Source organism: Pseudomonas sp. AC255 (assembly GCF_979258175.1).
Genome location: NZ_OZ409841.1, coordinates 4313614 through 4335299, shown reverse-complemented (window position 1 = coordinate 4335299; position 21686 = coordinate 4313614). Strand labels below are relative to the sequence as shown.

Below are 21686 nucleotides of genomic sequence, written 5' to 3'. Positions count from 1 at the left end.
CTCTTTCCCTTTAGTCGATGACTTTCGGAACCAGATACAGGCCGTTTTCGACCGCTGGTGCGATGGACTGGTAGGCCTCGCGATTATTCGTCTCGGTCACCACGTCGGCGCGCAGGCGCTGACTGGCTTCCAGGGGGTGGGCCAGCGGCTCGATACCGTCGGTATCAACGGCCTGCATTTCGTCGACGAGCCCGAGAATGCTGTTGAGGGCGGAAGTAATGTGCGGAAGATCGGCATCGTTGAGGCCAAGGCAGGCCAGATGCGCGATTTTTTCCACGTCGGAGCGTTCTAGCGCCATCGGGATTCTCCAGTGGAAAACAGAACGGACGGCGTCCGTGTGTTAGATTGTCGGAACACTACCGCACTTCTACGGTCATAAGGCCGCGATTGTGGGGCTTGGTGCACAGAAAAGCGGCCAATTTAACATATTGGCGCCTTGCCCAAAATCCCTGTCGTTGTTAGAGTTTGCCGCACTTTTTTACCCACGCGTTGCCTAGGGTCCCTTTCCCATGTTCAAGAAACTGCGTGGCATGTTTTCCAGCGATCTTTCCATTGACCTGGGCACTGCCAACACCCTTATTTACGTGCGCGAGCGCGGTATCGTCCTGAATGAGCCATCGGTTGTGGCCATTCGGACACACGGTAACCAGAAAAGTGTCGTTGCTGTCGGCACCGAGGCCAAGCGCATGCTCGGCCGTACGCCGGGCAACATTGCTGCCATTCGTCCGATGAAGGATGGCGTGATCGCCGACTTCAGCGTCTGCGAAAAGATGCTGCAGTACTTTATCAACAAGGTTCACGAAAACAGTTTCCTGCAGCCCAGCCCTCGTGTGCTGATCTGCGTTCCATGCAAGTCCACCCAGGTTGAGCGTCGCGCCATCCGTGAATCGGCCCTTGGCGCCGGTGCCCGTGAAGTGTTCCTGATCGAAGAGCCGATGGCTGCTGCGATCGGTGCCGGTCTGCCGGTTGAAGAAGCGCGCGGTTCGATGGTCGTGGACATCGGTGGTGGTACCACTGAGATCGCCCTGATCTCCCTTAACGGTGTGGTTTACGCCGAATCCGTACGTGTCGGCGGCGACCGTTTCGACGAAGCGATCATCACCTACGTGCGTCGCAACTACGGCAGCCTGATCGGTGAATCCACCGCCGAGCGCATCAAGCAGGAAATCGGTACGGCCTACCCGGGCGGCGAAGTACGCGAAGTCGATGTTCGCGGTCGCAACCTGGCCGAAGGCGTTCCACGCGCATTCACCCTGAACTCCAACGAAGTGCTCGAGGCTCTGCAAGAGTCGCTGGCCACCATCGTTCAGGCGGTGAAAAGCGCGCTGGAGCAATCGCCGCCGGAACTGGCTTCCGACATCGCCGAGCGTGGCCTGGTGCTGACCGGTGGTGGCGCGCTGCTGCGTGACCTCGACAAGTTGCTGGCCCAGGAAACCGGTCTGCCGGTGATCGTTGCCGAAGATCCGCTGACTTGCGTTGCTCGCGGCGGTGGCCGTGCGCTGGAAATGATGGATAAGCACACCATGGATCTGCTTTCGAGCGAATAAGCTTCGAATGCAATACGTGGGTGAACGCACAGGCAGCACTTTGCAGTGCTGCCTGTTGGCGTTTATCTTCTGTCAGTCTTCATCCAGGCCGGTTTGATGCCGTATGAATAAACAGAACATTTGCCTGGGAGGAGCGGCTTATTAAACCGCTTTTCACCAAAGGCCCTTCGTTGGGCGTGCGCCTGTTGGTGCTGGCCGTGCTCGCGGTCGCACTGATGGTGGTCGATGCACGTTTCGACCTGCTCAAGCCCGCGCGCAAGCAAGCGTCGCTGGTGCTCATGGATGCCTACTGGATCACCGACCTGCCCGGCCGCTTGTGGGAAGGGGTCGCCAGTCAGTTCGGCAGCCGCACCGAGCTCGTCGCCGAAAACGAAAAACTCAAGACCGAAAACCTGCTGTTGCAGGGGCGCATGCAAAAGCTCGCGGCCCTGACCGAGCAGAACGTTCGGCTGCGCGAGTTGCTCAACTCCTCCGCACTGGTCAATGAAAAGGTCGAAGTGGCCGAGCTGATCGGCATGGACCCCAACCCCTTCACCCATCGCATCATCATCAACAAAGGTGAGCGCGACGGCGTGGTGCTCGGCCAACCGGTGCTCGATGCACGCGGGCTGATGGGCCAGGTGGTCGAATTGATGCCGTACACCTCGCGGGTCCTGCTGCTGACCGACACCACCCATAGCATTCCCGTGCAGGTGAACCGTAACGGTCTGCGCGCGATTGCCAGTGGCACCGGCAACCCTGAGCGCCTGGAATTGCGTCATGTCGCCGACACGGCGGACATCAAGGAAGGCGATCTGCTGGTCAGCTCCGGCCTCGGCCAGCGATTCCCCGCTGGTTATCCGGTGGCCACGGTCAAGGAAGTCATCCACGATTCCGGCCAACCGTTCGCGATTGTCCGTGCGGTACCGACCGCCGCCCTGAACCGCAGCCGCTACCTGCTGCTGGTGTTCAGCGACAGCCGCACTGCCGAGGAACGCGCCAATGACGCGGCTCAGGCGCAGGAACAGCTCGATGCCCACGGCGGCGGCCCGATGTTGCCGGCCAGCGTGCCGAAACCGTTGATCATGCCTGCCACGCCGTCGACCGCTACCGCAGCGCCGGCCGCTGAAGCAGCGGCGCCTGCCACCACGCCTGCCAAGCCTGCCGCGAGCAAACCGCCCGCTGCCGCTCCGGCCACTGCCAAACCGCCCGCCGCGAGCAAACCACCGGCGAAACCGCCAGCGACTACCGGGGGACGAGAATAATGGTCGGCGCGAAAAAATCCGGAAACGGCTGGATGATCTGGCTGACGTTCTTCGTCGGCATCCTGCTCAGCGTTTCACCGTTGCCGATCTTCATGGAAATCCTTCGCCCGCTGTGGCTGGCCTTGCTCGTGACTTTTTGGGCGCTGTACATGCCGCACACCGTCGGCATGGTCACCGCCTTCTGTCTGGGACTGGCCGAAGATGTCCTGCAGGGCGACCTGCTCGGGCAGAACGCGCTGATCCTGACCCTGATTACTTTCCTCGTGTTGTCGTTGCAGCAGCGTCTGCGCATGTTCCCGATGTGGCAGCAGTGCCTGGTGATCCTGGTGATCTTCGGCCTCGCTCAATTGGCGCAACTGTGGCTCAGCGCTCTGACCGGCAACCGTCAGCCAACCCTGGCGCTGGTCTTGCCGGCGCTGGTCAGTGCCTTGCTCTGGCCGTGGGTCAGCTTCGCCCTTCGCGGGATGTGCCGACGCTACAGAATCTATTGAGCCGGTGAAGCAGGGCACTGAACAGGGAGATGTTTTGATGAAACTGCTTTACCTCGCCTCCGGCTCACCGCGTCGCCGTGAATTGCTCACGCAGATCGGCGTGCACTTCTCCGCCATCAGCGCGGACATCGACGAAACCCCGCTTCCTGAAGAATCCCCTTCGGCCTATGTTGAACGCCTTGCGCGTGGCAAGGCTGAGGCCGGTCGCTGTTCGGTCGTCTCTGATCAGCCGTTCTGCATGCTTGGCGCCGACACCGCAGTGGTGCTCGACGGCAAAATACTTGGCAAACCGGTGGACGAAGCCGATGCATGCGCCATGCTGATGATGTTGTCCGGCAACGAACACGAAGTGCTGACCGCCATCGCCGTGCTTGAAGGCGAGCGCTGCGAGTCGCGGGTGGTGCGCAGTCGCGTGCGTTTCCGCACCATCAGCCGCGATGAGGCCGCTGCCTACTGGGCCAGTGGCGAACCGCGCGACAAGGCCGGCGGCTATGGCATTCAGGGCCTGGGTGCGGTGTTTGTCGCCGGGCTCGACGGCAGCTATTCGGCGGTGGTCGGCTTGCCGTTGTGCGAAACCTGCGAGGTGTTGGGCCATTTCGGCATACCCTGTTGGCAAAACCTGAACACGCCCTGAGCGTCGTACGAATCCAGATGCGGCCACTATCGTGAACATGCCTGAACGAGATCCTGCCATGAGTGAAGAGATTCTGATCAACATCACGCCGATGGAGTCGCGCGTGGCGGTGGTCGAAAACGGTGTGCTGCAAGAAGTCCACGTCGAGCGCACGCAGAAACGCGGGATCGTCGGCAACATCTATAAAGGCAAGATCGTCCGTGTACTGCCGGGCATGCAGGCGGCATTTGTTGACATCGGCCTCGATCGTGCGGCTTTCATTCACGCCGCCGAAATCTCCCTGCGTGAAGGCCCGGCGGTGGAAAGCATCAGTTCGCTGGTACACGAAGGCCAGAGCCTTGTGGTGCAAGTCACCAAAGACCCGATCGGCTCCAAAGGCGCACGCCTGACCACACAACTGTCGATTCCTTCGCGTTATCTGGTGTACATGCCGCGTACCGCTCATGTCGGCATTTCCCTGAAGATCGAAGACGAAGCCGAACGCGAGCGCCTCAAGCAGGTGGTCAGTGATTGCGTGGCCAAAGAAGGCATCAAGGAGGCCGGCGGCTTCATTCTGCGCACAGCCGCTGAAGGTGCCGGCGCTGATGAAATCCTCATGGACATCCGCTACCTGCGGCGCCTCTGGGACCAGATCAATGAACAGATCAAGACCATCGCCGCGCCGAGCGTGATCTACGAAGACCTCGGCCTGGCCCTGCGCACCCTGCGTGACCTGGTCAATCCGAAGATCGAGAAAATTCGCATCGACTCGCGGGAAACCTTCCAGAAAACCACGCAATTCGTCGCCGAACTGATGCCGGAAATCGCCGATCGTCTGGAACACTATCCGGGCGAGCGGCCGATCTTCGATCTGTACGGTGTCGAAGACGAAATCCAGCGCGCGCTGGAGCGCAAGGTGCCGCTGAAGTCCGGGGGGTATCTGGTGATCGATCCGGCGGAAGCCATGACCACCATCGACGTCAACACCGGGGCGTTCGTCGGTCATCGCAACCTCGAAGAAACCATTTTCAAGACCAATCTCGAAGCGGCCACGGCGATCGCCCGGCAGATGCGCCTGCGCAATCTCGGCGGGATCATCATCATCGACTTCATCGACATGGAAGATGAAGAGCACCAGCGTCAGGTCCTGCGCACTCTGGAGAAACAGCTGGAGCGCGACCACGCCAAGACCAACATCATCGGCATCACCGAGTTGGGCCTGGTGCAGATGACCCGCAAGCGCACCCGCGAAAGCCTTGAGCAGGTGCTGTGCGAACCGTGCAGCAGTTGTCAGGGACGCGGCAAGCTGAAGACCGCCGAAACCATCTGTTACGAGATCTTCCGCGAGATTCTGCGCGAGGCGCGGGCCTATCAGGCCGAGGGTTATCGGGTGCTGGCCAACCAGAAAGTGGTCGATCGTCTGCTTGATGAAGAGTCCGGTAACGTCGCCGAGCTTGAAGGCTTCATCGGTCGCACCATACGCTTCCAGGTGGAAACCATGTATTCCCAGGAACAATATGACGTGGTGCTGCTCTGAAACCCTGCATCACCCTTCATTCAACGCGGCTGGCCTCAGCTTTTCGCAGTTTTTTTGCCATGGGAGCCAACTGACATGGAGCGTCTGACACGCATTCTGGCCGCACTCACCCGCTGGGGGCTGGGCCTGTGCGCGTTGGTTCTGGTGTTGATGGCGTTGTACGTCAGCCTCGGCCGCGAGCTGACCCCTCTGGTGGCGGAATACCGCGCCGACATCGAAGACAAGGCCAGCGCCGCCCTCGGCATGCCCTTGCAGATCGGTGAGCTGGAAGGCAACTGGAGCGGTTTCGCGCCGATCCTGCTGGCCCATGACGTGATGGTCGGCGACGGCGCCAACGCGCTGCGCCTCGACCGCGTGCGGGTGGTGCCGGATATGTGGGGCAGCGTGCTCGCCCGCGAAGTGCGCCTCGCGCATATCGAACTCAACGGTTTGAAGATCAGCCTCAAGGAAGCCGAAGACGGTACTTGGGCGCTGGAAGGCCTGCCGGTGCAGAAGGATCAACCGTTCGATGCGGTGCAACTGTTCCAGCGCTCGCAGATGATCAGGCAACTGTCGGTGCTCGACAGCCAGTTGACCCTGCAACCGCGCGATCACCCGCCCATGACGCTCACCTATGTCGGCCTCAATCTGCGTACCGGCGCCAGCCGCCAGCGTCTCGACGCGCGTCTGACCTTGCCCGATGGCCAGCCTGTCGCGCTGAGCCTGCACAGCCAGCTGCGTCCCGATCAATGGCAGAACAGCGCCATCGAGGGTTATGCCAGCCTGCCGCAGAGCGACTGGGCGAAATGGCTTCCCGAACGCCTGACCCAGCAATGGAATTTTTCCGAGATCAAGGCCGGCGGTGAACTCTGGGTCGATTGGGCCGAAGGCGCGTTGCAAAGCGCCGCGTTGCGCTTGAATGCGCCGCAAGTGACCGGTGCCTACGCCGAGCGCAAGCCAATCCAGATCAACAATCTGGCGCTCAACGCCTATTACCGCAACACAGCCGAAGGGGTGAAAGTCACCCTCGATTCACTGGCCATGAGCTTCGGCGAAACCCGCTGGGAATCCCATGTGCAGGTGCAGCAGACCCGCGCCAGCGCCAAGGCTGAAGAGCTCTGGCATCTGCAGGCCGATCGCCTCGATCTGACCCCGATCACGCCGCTGCTCAATGCGTTGGGGCCGTTGCCGCAAAGCTTCGCCACAGTGGTCGAGCGTTTGAAGGTAACCGGCGGCCTGCGCAACGTGTTGCTGGACTTCCGCCCGACCGCCACCGATGGCAGCAAATTCGGCTTTGCCGCCAACCTCGATAATGTCGGTTTCGATGCCTACCACGGCGCTCCGGCGGCGCGGAATGTCAGTGGCAGCCTGAGTGGCAACCTCGACGGCGGCGAGTTGCGCCTCGACAGCAAGGACTTTGTCCTGCACCTCGATCCGATTTTCGCCAAACCATGGCAATACCTGCAGGCCAATGCGCGGCTGACCTGGAAGCTCGACAAGGACGGCTTCACCCTGATTGCGCCGTACCTCAAGGTGCTGGGCGAGGAGGGCAAGATTGCCGGCGACTTCCTTATCCGCCTGCACTTCGACCATAGCCAGGAAGACTACATGGACCTGCGCGTCGGCCTGGTCGATGGCGACGGTCGCTATACCGCGAAATACCTGCCGGCGGTGTTGAGCCCGGCGCTTGATGAGTGGCTGCGCACAGCGATCCTCAAAGGCGCAGTGGACCAGGGCTTCTTCCAGTATCAGGGCTCGCTGAGCAAGAACGCTGGCGAGGCTGATCGCAGCATCAGCCTGTTCTTCAAAGTGCACGACGCCGAGCTGGCGTTTCAGCCGGGCTGGCCGCATGTGAGCAAAGTCAGCGGCGATGTGTTCATCGAAGACAGCGGCGTGCGCATCTGGGCCAGCAAAGGCCAGTTGCTCGACACCCAAGTCAGCGATGTCTTCGTCAATATTCCTCATGTACCGGCCGGGCAGAACTCGCATTTGTTCCTGGATGGCGCATTTGCCGGTGGTCTCGGCGACGGCTTGAAGATTCTTCAGGATGCGCCGATCGGCACTGGTGAGACCTTTGCTGGTTGGGAGGGTGCGGGTGATCTGAATGGCAAGCTCAAGCTGGATATTCCGCTGGCCAAGGGCGAACAGCCGAAAATCCTCGTCGATTTCAAGACCGCCAATGCGCGGCTGAAACTGGCCGAACCGAAACTGGAACTGAGCCAGCTCAAGGGCGATTTCCGCTTCGACAGCAATAAAGGCCTCAGCGGCCAGAACATCTCTGCACGGGCCTTCGACAAACCGGTCACTGCGCAGATCTTCGCTGATGGCAGCCCCAACCAGATCAAGACCCGGGTTGCGGCGTCGGGGCAGGTCGAAGTGAAGAAGCTCACTGACTGGCTGGGTGTGACCCAGCCGTTGCCGGTGTCCGGGACGATTCCGTATCAGTTGCAGCTGAATCTTTCCGGGGCCGACAGCCAGTTGCTGGTCAGCTCCAGCCTCAAAGGCGTGGCGGTGGATCTGCCGGCGCCGTTCGGCATGACCGCCGATGTCGGGCGCGACACAGTGTTTCGCATGACCCTGCAAGGGCAGGAGCGGCGTTACTGGTTCAATTACGATCAACTGGCCAATTTCACTTTTGCTGCGCCGCCGAGCAATTTCGCCGACGGCCGTGGCGAACTGTTTCTCGGCGCTGGCGAAGCGGTGTTGCCGGGCGCCAAGGGCCTGCGCATTCGCGGGGTGCTGTCGGAACTGGACGTCGCGCCGTGGCAGGATCTGGCCAGCAAGTACGCCGGGCAGGATCCGGGCGGCAGCGCCAAGCAACTGCTGAGCAGTGCTGACATCAAGGTCGGCAAATTGACCGCGTTCGGCACCACGCTGGATCAGGCTTCGGTGCAGATCAATCGCAAGCCAGGCGCGTGGAACCTGGCGCTGGATAGCCAACAGGTCAAGGGCAGCGCCAGCCTGCCGGACGCCAAGGGCGTACCGATTGCGGTGAATCTGCAATACGTGAAACTGCCGGCGCCGGACCCGGCGGTGCAGGCTGACGAGAACGCGCCTGATCCATTGGCGTCGGTCGACCCGACGAAAATCCCGGCGCTGGATATCACCCTCAATCAGTTGTTCCTCGGCCCCGATCTGGTCGGTGGCTGGTCGCTGAAAGTGCGGCCGACCGCCAAGGGCATCGCGCTGAACAACCTCGACATGGGCCTCAAGGGTATCCTGCTGCAAGGCAACGGCGGCTGGGAAGGCGCGCCGGGGGCGACCAGCAGTTGGTACAAGGGCCGCATTGGCGGCAAGAATCTGGCCGACGTGCTCAAAGGCTGGGGCTTCGCGCCGAGCGTGACCAGCGAAGAATTCCATATGGATGTCGATGGCCGTTGGCCGGGCTCGCCGGCGTGGCTGGCGACCAAGCGCTTCTCCGGCACCCTCGATGCCTCGCTGAACAAAGGCCAGTTCGTTGAAGTGGAAGGCGGTGCTCAGGCGCTGCGGGTGTTCGGCCTGCTCAACTTCAACTCGATCGGCCGGCGCCTGCGTCTGGACTTCTCCGACCTGTTCGGCAAAGGCCTGAGCTACGACCGGGTCAAAGGTCTGCTGGTGGCGAACAATGGTGTCTACGTGACACGTGAGCCGATTCGCCTGACCGGGCCTTCGAGCAACCTTGAGCTGGACGGCACGCTGGATCTGGTTGGTGACAAGGTCGATGCGAAATTGCTGGTGACACTGCCGGTGACCAACAACCTGCCGATCGCCGCGCTGCTCGTTGGTGCGCCGGCGGTCGGCGGCGCGCTGTTCCTCATCGACAAGCTGATCGGCGACCGCGTCGCGCGCTTCGCCAGCGTCAAGTACACCGTCAAAGGCCCATGGAAAGAGCCGAAAATCACCTTCGACAAGCCTTTTGAGCGGCCCGGCCTTGAAGCGATGGAGTAGCATGGCCGAATACCTCTTTGGGAGTTCTCCATGTCTTTAGCGGTGATTCAAATGGTCAGCCAGAGCGACGTGCCGGCCAATCTGGCCCAGGCGCGACGCCTGCTTGAACAGGCCGCCGCTGGCGGGGCGAAACTCGCGGTGCTGCCGGAGAACTTCGCCGCCATGGGCCGTCGCGACGTCGCCGATATCGGCCGCGCCGAGGCCTTGGGCGAAGGGCCGATCCTGCCATGGTTGAAACAGACCGCCCGCGACCTCACCTTATGGATAGTCGCCGGCACGTTGCCGTTGCCACCGTTGGGTCAACCCACGGCCAAAGCCAATGCCTGCTCATTGCTGATCAACGGGCACGGCGAGGTGGTCGCGCGCTATGACAAGCTGCATCTGTTCGATGTCGATGTCGCCGACAATCGCGGCCAATACCGTGAATCCGATGACTATGCTTATGGCGGTAATGTAGTGGTGGCGGATACGCCGATGGGGCGCGTTGGTCTGAGCGTGTGTTACGACTTGCGCTTCCCGGAGCTGTACAGCGAATTGCGTGCCGCCGGTGCCGAATTGATTACTGCACCGTCGGCGTTTACGGCCGTGACCGGCGCCGCGCACTGGGATGTACTGATCCGCGCGCGGGCCATCGAAACACAGTGTTATATCCTGGCGGCCGCGCAGGGCGGCAGCCATCCCGGACCGCGTGAAACCTTCGGGCATGCGGCGATTGTCGACCCGTGGGGGCGCGTACTGGCCCAACAGGATCAAGGCGAGGCGGTGTTGCTGGCCGCCCGCGACAGCGATGAACAAGCGTCCATCCGGGCGCGCATGCCGGTGACGCGTCATCGGCGGTTTTTCTCGCAGGGCGCCCAGCGGCCTGCTTCAGAACACGAATTTAAGGCGTAAACCTATGAGCGAGTTGTTGTCCTCAGTCAGTGATCACCTGTTGGCACCCGGCGGTGTCACGATCGAGAGCCTGCAAGGCGTGCTCGGCGATCTGGCCGGACCGGGCATCGATGCCGCCGACCTGTATTTCCAGGGCCAGATTTCCGAGTCATGGGCGTTGGAAGACGGCATCGTCAAGGAAGGCAGCTTCAACCTCGATCAGGGTGTCGGCGTGCGTGCACAGTCCGGTGAGAAAACCGGTTTTGCCTACAGCAACGCGATCACCCTCGAGGCCCTCGGCGCAGCGGCCCGCGCCGCGCGTTCGATCTCCCGCGCCGGACAGAACGGCACCGTGCAGGCATTCACCAGCCAGGACGTCGCGCAGCTGTACGCCCCGGATAACCCGCTGGAAGTGCTCAGCCGCGCGGAAAAAGTCGAGTTGCTCAAACGCATCGACGTCGCCACCCGTGCACTCGATCCACGGATTCAGCAGGTCAGCGTGAGCATGGCCGGGGTCTGGGAGCGAATTCTGGTGGCCTCCACCGACGGTGGCCTGGCCGCCGACGTGCGACCGCTGGTGCGTTTCAACGTAAGCGTCATCGTTGAACAGAACGGCCGGCGCGAACGCGGCGGGCACGGCGGCGGTGGGCGTACCGATTACCGCTACTTCCTCGCCGAAGACCGCGCCATGGGTTATGCCCGCGAAGCGCTGCGCCAGGCGCTGGTCAACCTTGAAGCAATTCCAGCGCCGGCCGGTACCTTGCCGGTGGTGCTGGGTTCCGGCTGGTCCGGGGTGCTGCTGCACGAAGCGGTCGGTCACGGTCTGGAAGGCGATTTCAACCGCAAGGGCAGCTCGGCCTATAGCGGGCGCATGGGTGAAATGGTTGCCTCCAAGCTATGCACCATCGTCGATGACGGCACCTTGAGCGGCCGTCGCGGTTCGCTGAGCGTCGATGACGAAGGCACGCCGACCGAATGCACCACGCTGATCGAAAACGGCGTGCTCAAGGGCTACATGCAAGACAAGCTCAATGCGCGGCTGATGGGCGTGGCGCGCACCGGTAACGGTCGTCGCGAATCCTATGCGCATCTGCCGATGCCACGCATGACCAACACCTACATGCTCGGTGGCGAAAGTGATCCGGCGGAAATCATCGCTTCGGTGAAGAAGGGCATCTACTGCGCCAACCTCGGCGGCGGTCAGGTCGATATCACCAGCGGCAAGTTCGTGTTCTCGACGAGCGAGGCTTATCTGATCGAGGACGGCAAGATCACCGCACCGGTCAAAGGCGCGACATTGATCGGCAACGGTCCCGAGGCGATGAGCCGGGTGTCGATGGTCGGTAACGATCTGGCGCTGGACAGCGGTGTGGGTACGTGCGGCAAGGATGGGCAGTCGGTGCCGGTGGGTGTCGGCCAGCCAACGCTGAAAATCGATGCGATCACCGTGGGTGGCACGGGCGCATAAGAGAGGCGGGGCTTTCGGGTGGCGCGCAGGACGGCCACCCGGTGACGATTATCAACGCAGGCCGCGTTGAGTCTCGTCCAGCTCCCGAATGTATTTGAAGATCTTGCGGCTCGAAGCAGGTGGTTTGTTTTGCGCAACCTCATGCTGGGCCTGACGGATCAGGGAACGCAATTGCTGGCGATCGGCGTCCGGGTACTCGATGACGAATTTCTCCAGCACGGCGTCATCGCCCGCGATCAGGCGGTCACGCCAGCGTTCCAGATTATGGAAACGCTCGTTGTACTGGCGAGTGGAGGCATCGAGTTGATCGAGCAGAGTCAGAATCGCGTCAGTGTCCTGGTCGCGCATCAGTTTGCCGATGAACTGCAAATGCCGTTTACGCGCGATGTTCGCGGTGTGCTTGGGCGCATCGGCCAATGCCCGGCGCAAAGCGTCGGTCAACGGCAGTTTGGCGACCAGATCAGGCTTGAGTGTGGTCAGGCGCTCGCCGAGGTCAACCAGCGCATGCAACTCGCGTTTGACCTGAGATTTGCTTTTTCTCCCGTATCGAGGGAGTCGTCGTAAGAATCAACCATGGTGGCAGTCCGCAAAGAAACGCCGCCATGATAACCAGTCGGGGGCCGCTTGTCCGGCCCGGTCGCTCGATGACCCCAGCCGAAAGCAGAATTTGAGTGGAGATGAGCATGAGTGCAGTTCAAAGCGTCGGCCCGCAGGCATTGCCGGCACTGCAAGAACAGGTCGAGCAGATCATCGCCGAAGCCAAGCGCCAGGGCGCCAGCGCCTGTGAAGTCGCGGTGTCGCTGGAGCAGGGGCTGTCGACCTCGGTGCGTCAGCGCGAGGTCGAAACCGTTGAATTCAATCGTGATCAGGGTTTTGGCATCACCCTGTACGTCGGCCAGCGCAAAGGCTCGGCCAGCACCTCGGCCACCGGGCCGGAGGCGATTCGTGAAACCGTCGCTGCAGCACTCGCGATCGCCAAACACACCTCCGAGGACGAAGCCTCGGGTCTGGCCGATGCGGCGCTGATGGCCAGGGATGTGCAGGATTTCGACCTGTTCCACGAATGGGACATCACCCCGGAACAGGCCATTGAGAAGGCTTTGCTCTGCGAGGCAGCGGCGTTCGATGCCGATGCGCGGATCAAGAACGCCGACGGCACCACCCTAAGCACCCATCAGGGCTGCCGGGTTTATGGCAACAGCCACGGTTTCATCGGCGGTTACGCATCGACCCGGCACAGCCTGAGTTGCGTGATGATCGCCGAAGCCGACGGCCAGATGCAGCGCGATTATTGGTACGACGTCAATCGCCAGGGCAGTCTGCTCGCTGATCCGGTGAGCATCGGCCAGCGTGCCGCGCAACGGGCGGCGAGCCGTCTGGGCGCGCGGCCGGTGCCGACATGCGAGGTGCCGGTGCTGTTTTCCGCCGAACTGGCGGGCGGTCTGTTCGGCAGCTTCCTTTCGGCCGTATCCGGCGGCAGCCTGTATCGCAAATCGTCGTTTCTGGAAGGCACACTGGGGCAGAAGCTGTTCCCGGAATGGCTGACCATTGATGAGCGTCCGCATCTGATGCGTGCCATGGGCAGTGCTTCCTACGACGGTGATGGCCTGGCGACTTACGCGAAACCGTTCGTCGAAAAGGGCGAGTTGGTCTCCTACATCCTCGGCACCTATTCCGGACGGAAACTGGGCATGCCGAGCACCGCCAACGCGGGCGGGGTGCACAACCTGTTCGTCACCCATGGCGACGAGGATCAGGCAGCACTGCTCAAGCGCATGGGCCGGGGATTGCTGGTCACCGAGTTGATGGGCCATGGCCTGAACATGGTCACCGGTGACTATTCGCGCGGCGCTGCGGGCTTCTGGGTGGAAAACGGCGAGATCCAGTTCGCCGTGCAGGAAGTGACTATCGCCGGCAACATGCGTGACATGTTCAAGCAGATTGTCGCAGTGGGTAATGATCTGGAACTGCGCAGCAACATTCGCACCGGGTCTGTGTTGATCGAGCGGATGACTGTCGCCGGCAGCTAAGCCGCGAATCCGCCAACAAAAAAGGCGCGCCATCCGTTGTGGATGGCGCGCCTTTTTTATTCGCTTCGCACAAATCCCCTGTGGGAGCGAGCCTGCTCGCGAAAGCGGTGGATCAGTTGCAAATGTGCTGGCTGACACGGCGCATTCGCGAGCAGGCTCGCTCCCACAAATGAACAGCGCAAACTCGAACACTTGTTTTGGTTCTCATTATCATCTAATAATAAATCTCATTTCCGAACGAGTCACGGATCATGAGTTCTGCCTTGCACGAGCAGCCCTATCTCGAAAGCCGGCGCTGGATGAGTCGCCAGATCCGTTGCGCGCTAACGCCTGCAAGGAAGGCTGTGCGGTGATCGACGTCGCCCTGGAACACACCCGCCTGTCGCGCAGCCAGCTGAAAGAGTTGCTCAACCCCGAGAAACTCACCGCCGGCGGCGTGTAAACCCCGCAACCGCTTTGGAGGCTCATCATGGAGCACTGGAAACGCACGATCGAACGGGCCAATCGCTGCTTCATGCTGGGCGAACTGATCGACGCCCGCGAGGCTTACCTGCAAGCCCTGGCCCTGGCGCAGGTGTTGTTCGAACGCTGGGCGGATGCCGACGAAGCGGTGGCGGCCTGCGTCGTCTCACATCACAACCTGGCTGACCTGCATCTGCGCCTGAACCAACCGGAGGAGAGCGCCGAATATCTCTGTGCCATCCATCAACGTTTGTTGCAGACCATGCAGGACGAGCGCTTGCGTCCGGCCCTGCGTGAGGCGGCGCTGCGCCAGAGCAGCAAGACCTACGTCGAACTGTTGAATTTCATCAGCGAGCACGGCGAATACCCACGCACCCAGCGCCTGCTGCATCCGGACACCGGCAATGCCCGCCGCGCCTCAACTTCTCATCAGTATGGAGTCCATTGAAATGGCTTTTACCTTGCCTGCCTTGCCTTACGCCTACGATGCCCTCGAGCCGCACATCGATGCGCAGACCATGGAAATCCATTACACCAAGCATCACCAGACCTACATCAACAACCTCAACGCCGCCGTGGAAGGCACCGAGTTCGCCGAGTGGCCGGTGGAAAAACTCGTCGCCAGCGTGCAGCAACTGCCGGAAAAACTTCGCGCGGCGGTGATCAATCAGGGCGGCGGCCACGCCAACCATTCGCTGTTCTGGGAAGTGATGGTGCCCAACGGTGGCGGCAAGCCCAGCGGCGCGCTGGCCAAGGCCATCGACGAGCAACTGGGCGGACTCGACAGTTTCAAGGAAGCGTTCACCAAAGCCGCGCTGACCCGTTTTGGCAGCGGCTGGGCGTGGCTGAGCGTGACACCGGAGAAAAAACTGGTCGTGGAAAGCAGCGGCAACCAGGACAGCCCGTTGATGAACGGCAACACCCCGATCCTTGGCCTCGATGTCTGGGAGCACGCTTACTACCTGCGTTACCAGAACCGTCGCCCGGAATACATCAACGCGTTCTACAACGTGATCAACTGGCCGGAAGTTGCTGCGCGCTATCAGGCCGCACTGGTTTAAGCCTTCAATAAAAACAATCAGGGCTGACTATGGGCACGGAAACACTGGCGATTGGCAGTGGGCGCATGTTTCGTTACGCGGTGGGTTCGCTTTTGCTGTTGGCGGGTATGACTTTACTGGTCGCCCACGCTTTGCAATGGCTGAATCTGGAACCGAGGCTGTTACGTGCCTTGCAGGGCGGTGCCATCTGCGCCTTGGGCACGGCGCTTGGCGCGGTGCCGGTGCTGGTGATCCGGCGCATGCCGCAGGCACTCAGCGACACCTTGCTGGGATTTGGTGCCGGGGTGATGCTGGCGGCGACGGCGTTTTCGTTGATCGTGCCGGGCATAGCTGCAGCTGAGAGCCTTGGCCTGACGCCGTGGGCCGCCAGTGGCCTGATCTGCTTCGGCATCCTGCTCGGTGCGTTCGGTCTGTATCTGGTGGATCGGCGCATTTGCGGTGCCTCGCCGGAAATGCTCGTCGGCACGCTGGAGCATCCGGTGATTCCACCGCGAATCTGGCTGTTCGTGTTCGCCATCATCGCGCACAACATTCCGGAAGGCATGGCGGTTGGCGTATCTGCCGGAGGCGGGATGGCGGACGCCGACAGTCTGGCGATGGGCATTGCGTTGCAGGATGTGCCGGAAGGACTGGTGATTGCTCTGGTGCTGGCCGGGGCGGGAATGTCGCGGGTCAGGGCGTTTCTGATCGGCGCGGCGTCGGGGCTGGTCGAACCGATATTTGCGCTGCTGTGTGCGTGGCTCGTGAGTCTGGCTCAGGTGCTGTTGCCGTTGGGGCTGGCACTGGCGGCGGGGGCGATGTTGCTGGTGGTGACCCACGAAGTGATCCCGGAATCGCGCCGTCATGGGCATGACAAGCTGGCCAGTCTGGGCCTTCTGATCGGGTTTTGTCTGATGATGGTGATGGATACGGCGTTGGGGTGAATGGAGGCGAGGAACAGTGTCCCCGCCTCGAGGATTATTCACCTTCGTCGAAATACCTTTCGATCAGATCGACCAATGCGTCCATGGCTTCCTGAGCCTGTTCGCCTTCGGTGCTCAAATGGATCTTGGTGCCTTTACCCGCCGCGAGCATCATCATTGCCATGATGCTCTTGCCGTCGACAGTCGTTTCAGGTGTGCGTCCCACTCGGATCGTGCAGTCTGGATACTGACCCGCCACGCCGACAAATTTGGCCGATGCCCGGGCATGCAGGCCCAGCTTATTGATGATTTCGATTTCACGAGCAGGCATCGCGGTGTAAATCCTTTAGGTGAGGTCGCGGTGGCGAACCTGGACGTTCTTCAGGGTTTTCTGCAGGGCCTGACCCAGTCGTTCGGTCAGGTAGACGGAGCGGTGATGCCCGCCGGTGCAGCCAATGGCAATGGTGACGTAGGCGCGGTTGCTGGCGGCGAAGCGTGGCAGCCACTTGTTCAGGTAGGCGTAGATGTCCTGATACATTTCTTCGACATCCGGCTGCTGCGCCAGGTACTCGGCCACCGGTGCATCAAGGCCCGACTGAGCGCGCAGCTCCGGTTTCCAGTACGGATTGGGCAGGCAGCGCACGTCGAACACCAGGTCGGCGTCGACCGGCATGCCGCGCTTGAAGCCGAACGACTCGACCAGAAACGCCGTACCGGGCTCCGGTTGATTCAACAGGCGCAACTTGATGGTGTCGCGCAGTTGATACAGATTCAGACTGGTGGTGTTGATCTTCAGGTCGGCCAGATCGGCGATCGGACCGAGCAGGGCGGTTTCGTCGTGAATCGCCTCGGCCAGTGAGCGATTGGCGTTGCTCAGCGGGTGACGACGACGGGTCTCGGAAAAACGCTTGAGCAGGGTTTCTTCATCGGCGTCCAGGTACAGCACATCGCACTTGATATGCTTGGCACGCACGTCTTCGAGCAACTCAGGGAAACGTGACAGATGGCTGGGCAGGTTGCGCGCATCGATCGACACGGCGACCAGCGGCTGCGCCAGTTCCGTGTGAATCAGCGCCCGCTCGGCCAGTTCCGGCAGCAAACCGGCCGGCAGATTGTCGATGCAGTAGTAGCCGTTGTCCTCAAGGACATTCAGGGCGGTACTTTTACCCGAGCCCGAACGGCCACTGACAATGATCAAACGCATGATTAGTGCCCGTTCTGCTCGTCCAGTACGACCTGGTACAAGGCTTCATTGCTCGGAGCGCTGCGTAGCTTGTCGCGCACTTCCTTGCGGTCGAGCATGCTGGCGATCTGGCGCAACAACTCCAGATGCGCGTCGGTTGCGGCTTCCGGGACCAGCAATACGAACAACAGGTCCACCGGAGCGCCGTCGATGGCGTCGAAATCGATCGGGGCTTCGAGGTGCAGCAGGGCGCTCACTGGCCCCGCGCAGCCCTTGAGGCGGCAGTGGGGAATGGCGATGCCGTTGCCAAAACCGGTGGAGCCGAGTTTTTCACGGGCGATCAGCGCCTCGAAGACATCCTGCATCGCCAGATCCGGCACTTCGCGGTGGATCAGGTTGGCAATCTGTTCGAGGGCTTTTTCTTGCTGCCGCCCGGCGCGTTCACTTGGGAACGGCCGGGGGTCAGGATGGTTTCAAGTCGGATCATGGATAGGGGTGTTAACGACCGGTCGCGCCCTGGAGGAGGCTCTGGGTCTTTTCCTTATGCTTTTTGAGTTGGCGATCCAGCTTGTCGGTAAGTGAGTCGATCGCAGCGTACATGTCGGTATCTTCTGCGTTTGCGACCACTTCACTGCCGGGAATATGCAAGGTGGCTTCGATCTTCTGTTTCAGCTTTTCGACGCACATCGTGACCTGCACGTTGGTGATCTTGTCGAAATGTCGCTCCAGTCGCTGGAGTTTTTCCTCGATGTAGGAACGCAGAGGTTGGGTCACTTCCAGTTGGTGTCCACTGATGTTGACTTGCATACAGCTTCTCCTTCGTTGCCAGTGCATAAAGCGGCAGGCCGAAAAGCCTGCCACTGGAACGCTGTAACGTGGCTTACATCAACCGCTTGCGTTCGCTCGAAGGCGCGATTCCGAGGGATTCGCGGTACTTGGCGACGGTGCGGCGAGCCACCTGAATGCCTTGTGCCTCCAGTAAACCAGCGATCTTGCTGTCACTCAACGGCTTTTTCTGATTTTCCGCAGCGACCAGTTTCTTGATGATCGCGCGGATCGCCGTGGACGAGCATTCGCCGCCTTCGGAGGTGCTGACGTGGCTGGAGAAAAAGTATTTCAGCTCATAAATACCGCGCGGGGTATGCATGAATTTTTGTGTGGTCACCCGGGAAATCGTCGATTCGTGCATGCCGACCGCTTCGGCGATGTCATGCAATACCAACGGCTTCATTGCTTCGTCGCCGTACTCGAGGAAGCCGCGCTGATGTTCGACGATCTGCGTGGCCACTTTCATCAGGGTTTCGTTGCGGCTCTGCAGGCTCTTGATGAACCAGCGGGCCTCCTGCAACTGGTTGCGCATGAAAGTGTTGTCGGCGCTGGTGTCGGCACGCTTCACAAAACCGGCGTACTGGGCGTTGACGCGCAGGCGAGGCACCGATTCCTGGTTCAGCTCGACCAGCCAGCGCTCGTTGTCCTTGCGCACGATCACGTCGGGAATGACGTATTCGGCTTCGGTCGACTCGATCTGTGAACCGGGACGCGGATTGAGGCTTTGCACCAGTTCGATGACCTGGCGCAGCTCGTCTTCCTTGAGCTTCATGCGCCGCATCAACTGGCTGTAATCGCGGCTGCCGAGCAGGTCGATGTAATCGGCGACCAGACGCTTGGCCTCGGTCAGCCACGGCGTCTTCGCGGGCAGCTGGCGCAGTTGCAGCAGCAGGCATTCGCTGAGGTTGCGGGCGCCGATACCGGCGGGCTCGAATTGCTGGATGCGATGCAGGACGGCTTCGATTTCGTCGAGCTCGATGTCTAGTTCCGGGTCGAACGCTTCAAGAATCTCTTCGAGTGTTTCGTCCAGATAGCCCTGATTGTTGATGCAGTCGATCAGAGTCACGGCGATCAGGCGATCGGTGTCGGACATCGGTGCCAGGTTCAGTTGCCAGAGCAGATGGCTTTGCAGGCTCTCTCCGGCGGACGTGCGGGTGGTGAAATCCCACTCATCGTCATCGCTGCTCGGCAGGCTGCTGGCGCTGGTCTGGTAGACGTCTTCCCAGGCGGTATCCACTGGCAGTTCGTTGGGGATGCGCTCGTTCCAATCGCCATCCTCGAGGTTATCCACCGTCGGGGCGGTTTCCTGGTAGGAGGGTTCCTGGATCTCGGCGGGCTTCTGTTCGGCGTTGTCGGCCAGCGGATCGGCGTTGTCGAAGTCGTCGCCTTCTTCCTGGCGCTCGAGCATCGGATTGGATTCCAGAGCCTCCTGGATCTCCTGTTGCAGGTCCAGGGTCGACAATTGGAGCAGGCGGATGGCCTGTTGCAGCTGCGGTGTCATCGTCAGCTGCTGGCCCATTCTCAAGACTAGCGATGGTTTCATGGCAGGGGCTTAACACCTTATTCGCCGGCGCTTTGCGCCATCCACTACAGGGCGCCGAAGCGCCAAACTTAAGCAAATTATATGCCTGAAACTGAAGTGTTTGCCTAGAGCGCTGTAACAATTAAAGCGGATAAATGCGCCTTGAATCGATACAGCGCTGTCGCGCTTACAGGCGGAACTCGTGACCCAGATAAACTTCCTTGACCAGATCGTTGGCCAGGATGGTCTCGGCATCGCCTTCAGCGATCAGTTGACCGTCGTTGACGATGTAAGCGGTTTCGCAGATATCCAGCGTCTCACGCACGTTGTGGTCGGTGATCAGCACGCCGATGCCCTTGGCCTTGAGGTGATGGATGATCTGCTTGATGTCGCCGACCGAGATCGGGTCGACACCGGCGAACGGTTCGTCGAGCAGGATGAACTTGGGTGCAGTGGCCAGGGCGCGAGCGATTTCCACCCGGCGACGCTCACCGCCGGACAGGCTCATGCCGAGGTTGTCGCGGATGTGGCTGATGTGGAATTCCTGCAGCAGGCTTTCCAGCTCCTTGCGACGACCGGCCTTGTCCAGCTCCGGGCGGGTCTCGAGGATCGCCATGATGTTGTCGGCGACCGACAGTTTACGGAAGATCGACGCTTCTTGCGGCAGATAGCCGATACCGGCCTTGGCGCGGCCGTGCATCGGCTGGTGGCTGACGTCCAGATCATCGATCAGCACACGGCCCTGATCTGCCTGCACCAGGCCAACGATCATGTAGAAGCACGTAGTCTTGCCGGCGCCGTTCGGACCGAGCAAGCCGACGATCTGCCCGCTGTCGATCGACAGGCTGACGTCACGCACGACCTGGCGGCTTTTATAGGCCTTGGCCAGGTGCTGAGCTTTCAGAGTTGCCATTACTGGGATTTCTCTTCGGTTTTCTTCTTCGGCTGGATCACCATGTCGATGCGCGGACGCGATTCGGTGACCTTGCTGCCCGTGGCGCGACCGGCGCTGGCCAGCTTCTTCACGGTGTCGTAGACGATTTTTTCGCCCTGGGTGACGTTGTTATCCTTGTCGATAACCTTGGCCTTGTCGATCAGCACCACCCGGTTCTGCTGGGCGTGGTATTGAATCGTCACGCCGTAGCCCTTGACCGGGTTGGCGTCGCCCTGGGTCTGCAACTGCTCGAAGTAAGCCAGGTTGCCTACCGAGGTCACCACGTCGATGTCGCCATTGGGCGCGCGCGTCATGGTCACGGTGTTGCCTTTAACGATCATCGAGCCTTGGGTAATGATCACGTCACCTTTATAGGTGGCGATGCCATTCTTGTCGTCCAGTTGGGCGTCGTCGGCCTGAATGCGGATAGGCTGCTGCTGATCGTTCGGCAGGGACCAGGCGCTCGCGCTTCCCAGTGCTGCGCCCAGACTGAGCAAAATAGGGAGGGTTTTAACGAGCCTCATACTGTCCTCTTACGTTCGATTGCAGGTGTATCCTGCTGTCCTTCAGGTACGCTTTCATTCCGACGCCAGTCGATACGCCGCCAGCGCCCTCGATTCTAACGGGTTGCGCGGTCTGCGCATATTCTTGCTGCGGGAACACGGTCATGCGGGTGCTGGTGATCAGGGTGCCGCGCTGTTTCTCATCGGTGCGCTGTACGCGTACCGAATCGATCAATTCAACTTCGGTGCCGCCCGAATTCACTTCGCCGCGCTCGCTGGTCACGTGCCACGGGAAGTCGGTGCCGCGGTACATGTTCAAATCAGGCTTGGTTACCAGAGTGACATCGGTGGCCTTGACGTGCTCGGCCTTGTCGGAGGTCATCTCGTACTGCACGTTGCCGTCGGGCAGGTATTGAATGGTGTGCGTGTTGGTCGCGTACCAGTCGATCGGATTCTCGGCGGCCGAGACCGGCGGCTTGTCGAGGAAGCGCTCAGGGCTGATGTTCCAGTAGCCCACCGCAGCGAAAATCGCCGCGATGCAGCCGAACAGCAGGAAATTGCGAAACTTTTTGCTAAACATGGTCA

The 21686-nt window shown here is 60.9% G+C and carries 20 protein-coding genes and 3 pseudogenes; 13 read left to right on the top strand and 10 right to left on the bottom strand.

The genetic code is table 11. The features are described from left to right. Positions 1-10 precede the first annotated feature (10 nt). A complete protein-coding gene (gene gatC, locus ACZZ0K_RS19730) occupies positions 11-298 on the bottom strand; it encodes an Asp-tRNA(Asn)/Glu-tRNA(Gln) amidotransferase subunit GatC (protein ID WP_024011606.1) in 288 nt (95 codons plus the stop codon). 211 nt (positions 299-509) lie between these two features. Here gatC and mreB point away from each other — a divergent pair, with 211 nt between their 5' ends. The 8 genes from mreB to tldD all read left to right on the top strand — a co-directional run bounded on the left by mreB (position 510) and on the right by tldD (position 11676). Continuing rightward, positions 510-1547, top strand: coding sequence for a rod shape-determining protein MreB (gene mreB / locus ACZZ0K_RS19725; RefSeq protein WP_002555108.1), 1038 nt, complete (start codon positions 510-512; stop codon positions 1545-1547). Between the two features lie 140 nt (positions 1548-1687). Further along, positions 1688-2791 carry a rod shape-determining protein MreC gene (gene mreC, locus ACZZ0K_RS19720; protein WP_150742787.1) on the top strand — a complete coding sequence of 368 codons (1104 nt, stop codon included), beginning with the start codon at positions 1688-1690 and terminating at the stop codon, positions 2789-2791. After that, positions 2791-3282, top strand: a complete 492-nt coding sequence (gene mreD / locus ACZZ0K_RS19715) for a rod shape-determining protein MreD (protein WP_024011608.1) — start codon at positions 2791-2793, stop codon at positions 3280-3282. The genes mreC and mreD overlap by 1 nt, the downstream gene beginning before the upstream one ends. Positions 3283-3319: 37 nt before the next feature. Beyond that, positions 3320-3916, top strand: a complete 597-nt coding sequence (locus ACZZ0K_RS19710; protein ID WP_258707602.1) for a Maf family protein — start codon at positions 3320-3322, stop codon at positions 3914-3916. A 58-nt stretch (positions 3917-3974) separates the two neighbouring features. Beyond that, positions 3975-5432: a ribonuclease G gene (gene rng / locus ACZZ0K_RS19705; RefSeq protein WP_016771696.1), complete on the top strand. Its 1458-nt coding sequence runs from the start codon at positions 3975-3977 to the stop codon at positions 5430-5432. Positions 5433-5507: 75 nt separating this feature from the next. Continuing rightward, positions 5508-9338 carry a YhdP family protein gene (locus tag ACZZ0K_RS19700; RefSeq protein WP_463559268.1) on the top strand — a complete coding sequence of 1277 codons (3831 nt, stop codon included), beginning with the start codon at positions 5508-5510 and terminating at the stop codon, positions 9336-9338. A gap of 30 nt (positions 9339-9368) precedes the next feature. Next, positions 9369-10229, top strand: a complete 861-nt coding sequence (locus tag ACZZ0K_RS19695) for a carbon-nitrogen hydrolase family protein (RefSeq protein WP_258707604.1) — start codon at positions 9369-9371, stop codon at positions 10227-10229. Positions 10230-10233: 4 nt separating this feature from the next. Next, positions 10234-11676, top strand: coding sequence for a metalloprotease TldD (gene tldD / locus ACZZ0K_RS19690; protein ID WP_016771693.1), 1443 nt, complete (start codon positions 10234-10236; stop codon positions 11674-11676). Positions 11677-11727: 51 nt separating this feature from the next. On the opposite strand, the pseudogene yjgA reads toward tldD, so the two are convergent. Continuing rightward, a pseudogene (gene yjgA / locus ACZZ0K_RS19685) lies at positions 11728-12251 on the bottom strand (ribosome biogenesis factor YjgA). Between the two features lie 108 nt (positions 12252-12359). On the opposite strand from yjgA, the gene pmbA reads away from it, so the two are divergent. From pmbA to ACZZ0K_RS19660, 5 genes and pseudogenes are all read left to right on the top strand, one after another. Next, positions 12360-13706, top strand: a complete 1347-nt coding sequence (gene pmbA / locus ACZZ0K_RS19680) for a metalloprotease PmbA (RefSeq protein ID WP_024011613.1) — start codon at positions 12360-12362, stop codon at positions 13704-13706. A gap of 251 nt (positions 13707-13957) precedes the next feature. Then, positions 13958-14038 (top strand): annotated as a pseudogene (locus tag ACZZ0K_RS19675) (FagA protein); the annotation flags it as partial. 137 nt (positions 14039-14175) lie between these two features. Beyond that, the gene (locus ACZZ0K_RS19670; protein ID WP_042608764.1) at positions 14176-14616 is read left to right on the top strand and encodes a hypothetical protein; all 441 of its coding nucleotides are present in this window, start codon (positions 14176-14178) and stop codon (positions 14614-14616) included. 1 nt (position 14617) lies between these two features. After that, positions 14618-15229: a superoxide dismutase gene (locus ACZZ0K_RS19665; protein ID WP_056782938.1), complete on the top strand. Its 612-nt coding sequence runs from the start codon at positions 14618-14620 to the stop codon at positions 15227-15229. A gap of 29 nt (positions 15230-15258) precedes the next feature. Continuing rightward, positions 15259-16152 (top strand): ZIP family metal transporter, encoded by an 894-nt coding sequence (locus ACZZ0K_RS19660; protein WP_041477976.1) that lies wholly within the window; start codon positions 15259-15261, stop codon positions 16150-16152. A gap of 34 nt (positions 16153-16186) precedes the next feature. Here the strand turns inward: ACZZ0K_RS19660 and ACZZ0K_RS19655 are convergent, their stop codons facing one another. The 8 genes and pseudogenes from ACZZ0K_RS19655 to lptC all read right to left on the bottom strand — a co-directional run bounded on the left by ACZZ0K_RS19655 (position 16187) and on the right by lptC (position 21681). Next, positions 16187-16462 carry an HPr family phosphocarrier protein gene (locus ACZZ0K_RS19655; RefSeq protein WP_016771685.1) on the bottom strand — a complete coding sequence of 92 codons (276 nt, stop codon included), beginning with the start codon at positions 16460-16462 and terminating at the stop codon, positions 16187-16189. Between the two features lie 15 nt (positions 16463-16477). Beyond that, entirely contained in the window at positions 16478-17335 is an 858-nt protein-coding gene (gene rapZ, locus ACZZ0K_RS19650; protein WP_041477977.1) for an RNase adapter RapZ, read from the bottom strand. Between the two features lie 2 nt (positions 17336-17337). Further along, positions 17338-17801, bottom strand: a pseudogene (gene ptsN, locus ACZZ0K_RS19645) (PTS IIA-like nitrogen regulatory protein PtsN). Between the two features lie 11 nt (positions 17802-17812). After that, positions 17813-18121, bottom strand: coding sequence for a ribosome hibernation-promoting factor, HPF/YfiA family (gene hpf, locus ACZZ0K_RS19640; RefSeq protein WP_007912419.1), 309 nt, complete (start codon positions 18119-18121; stop codon positions 17813-17815). A gap of 73 nt (positions 18122-18194) precedes the next feature. Further along, positions 18195-19685 carry an RNA polymerase factor sigma-54 gene (locus ACZZ0K_RS19635; protein WP_041477979.1) on the bottom strand — a complete coding sequence of 497 codons (1491 nt, stop codon included), beginning with the start codon at positions 19683-19685 and terminating at the stop codon, positions 18195-18197. 166 nt (positions 19686-19851) lie between these two features. Next, complete coding sequence (gene lptB, locus ACZZ0K_RS19630) at positions 19852-20577, bottom strand: LPS export ABC transporter ATP-binding protein (RefSeq protein ID WP_024011621.1); 726 nt, start codon at positions 20575-20577, stop codon at positions 19852-19854. Further along, the gene (gene lptA / locus ACZZ0K_RS19625) at positions 20577-21122 is read right to left on the bottom strand and encodes a lipopolysaccharide transport periplasmic protein LptA (RefSeq protein WP_016771679.1); all 546 of its coding nucleotides are present in this window, start codon (positions 21120-21122) and stop codon (positions 20577-20579) included. Before lptA ends, lptB begins: the two co-directional genes overlap by 1 nt. Next, positions 21109-21681 (bottom strand): LPS export ABC transporter periplasmic protein LptC, encoded by a 573-nt coding sequence (gene lptC, locus ACZZ0K_RS19620; RefSeq protein WP_258707605.1) that lies wholly within the window; start codon positions 21679-21681, stop codon positions 21109-21111. Before lptC ends, lptA begins: the two co-directional genes overlap by 14 nt. Positions 21682-21686: the final 5 nt, after the last annotated feature.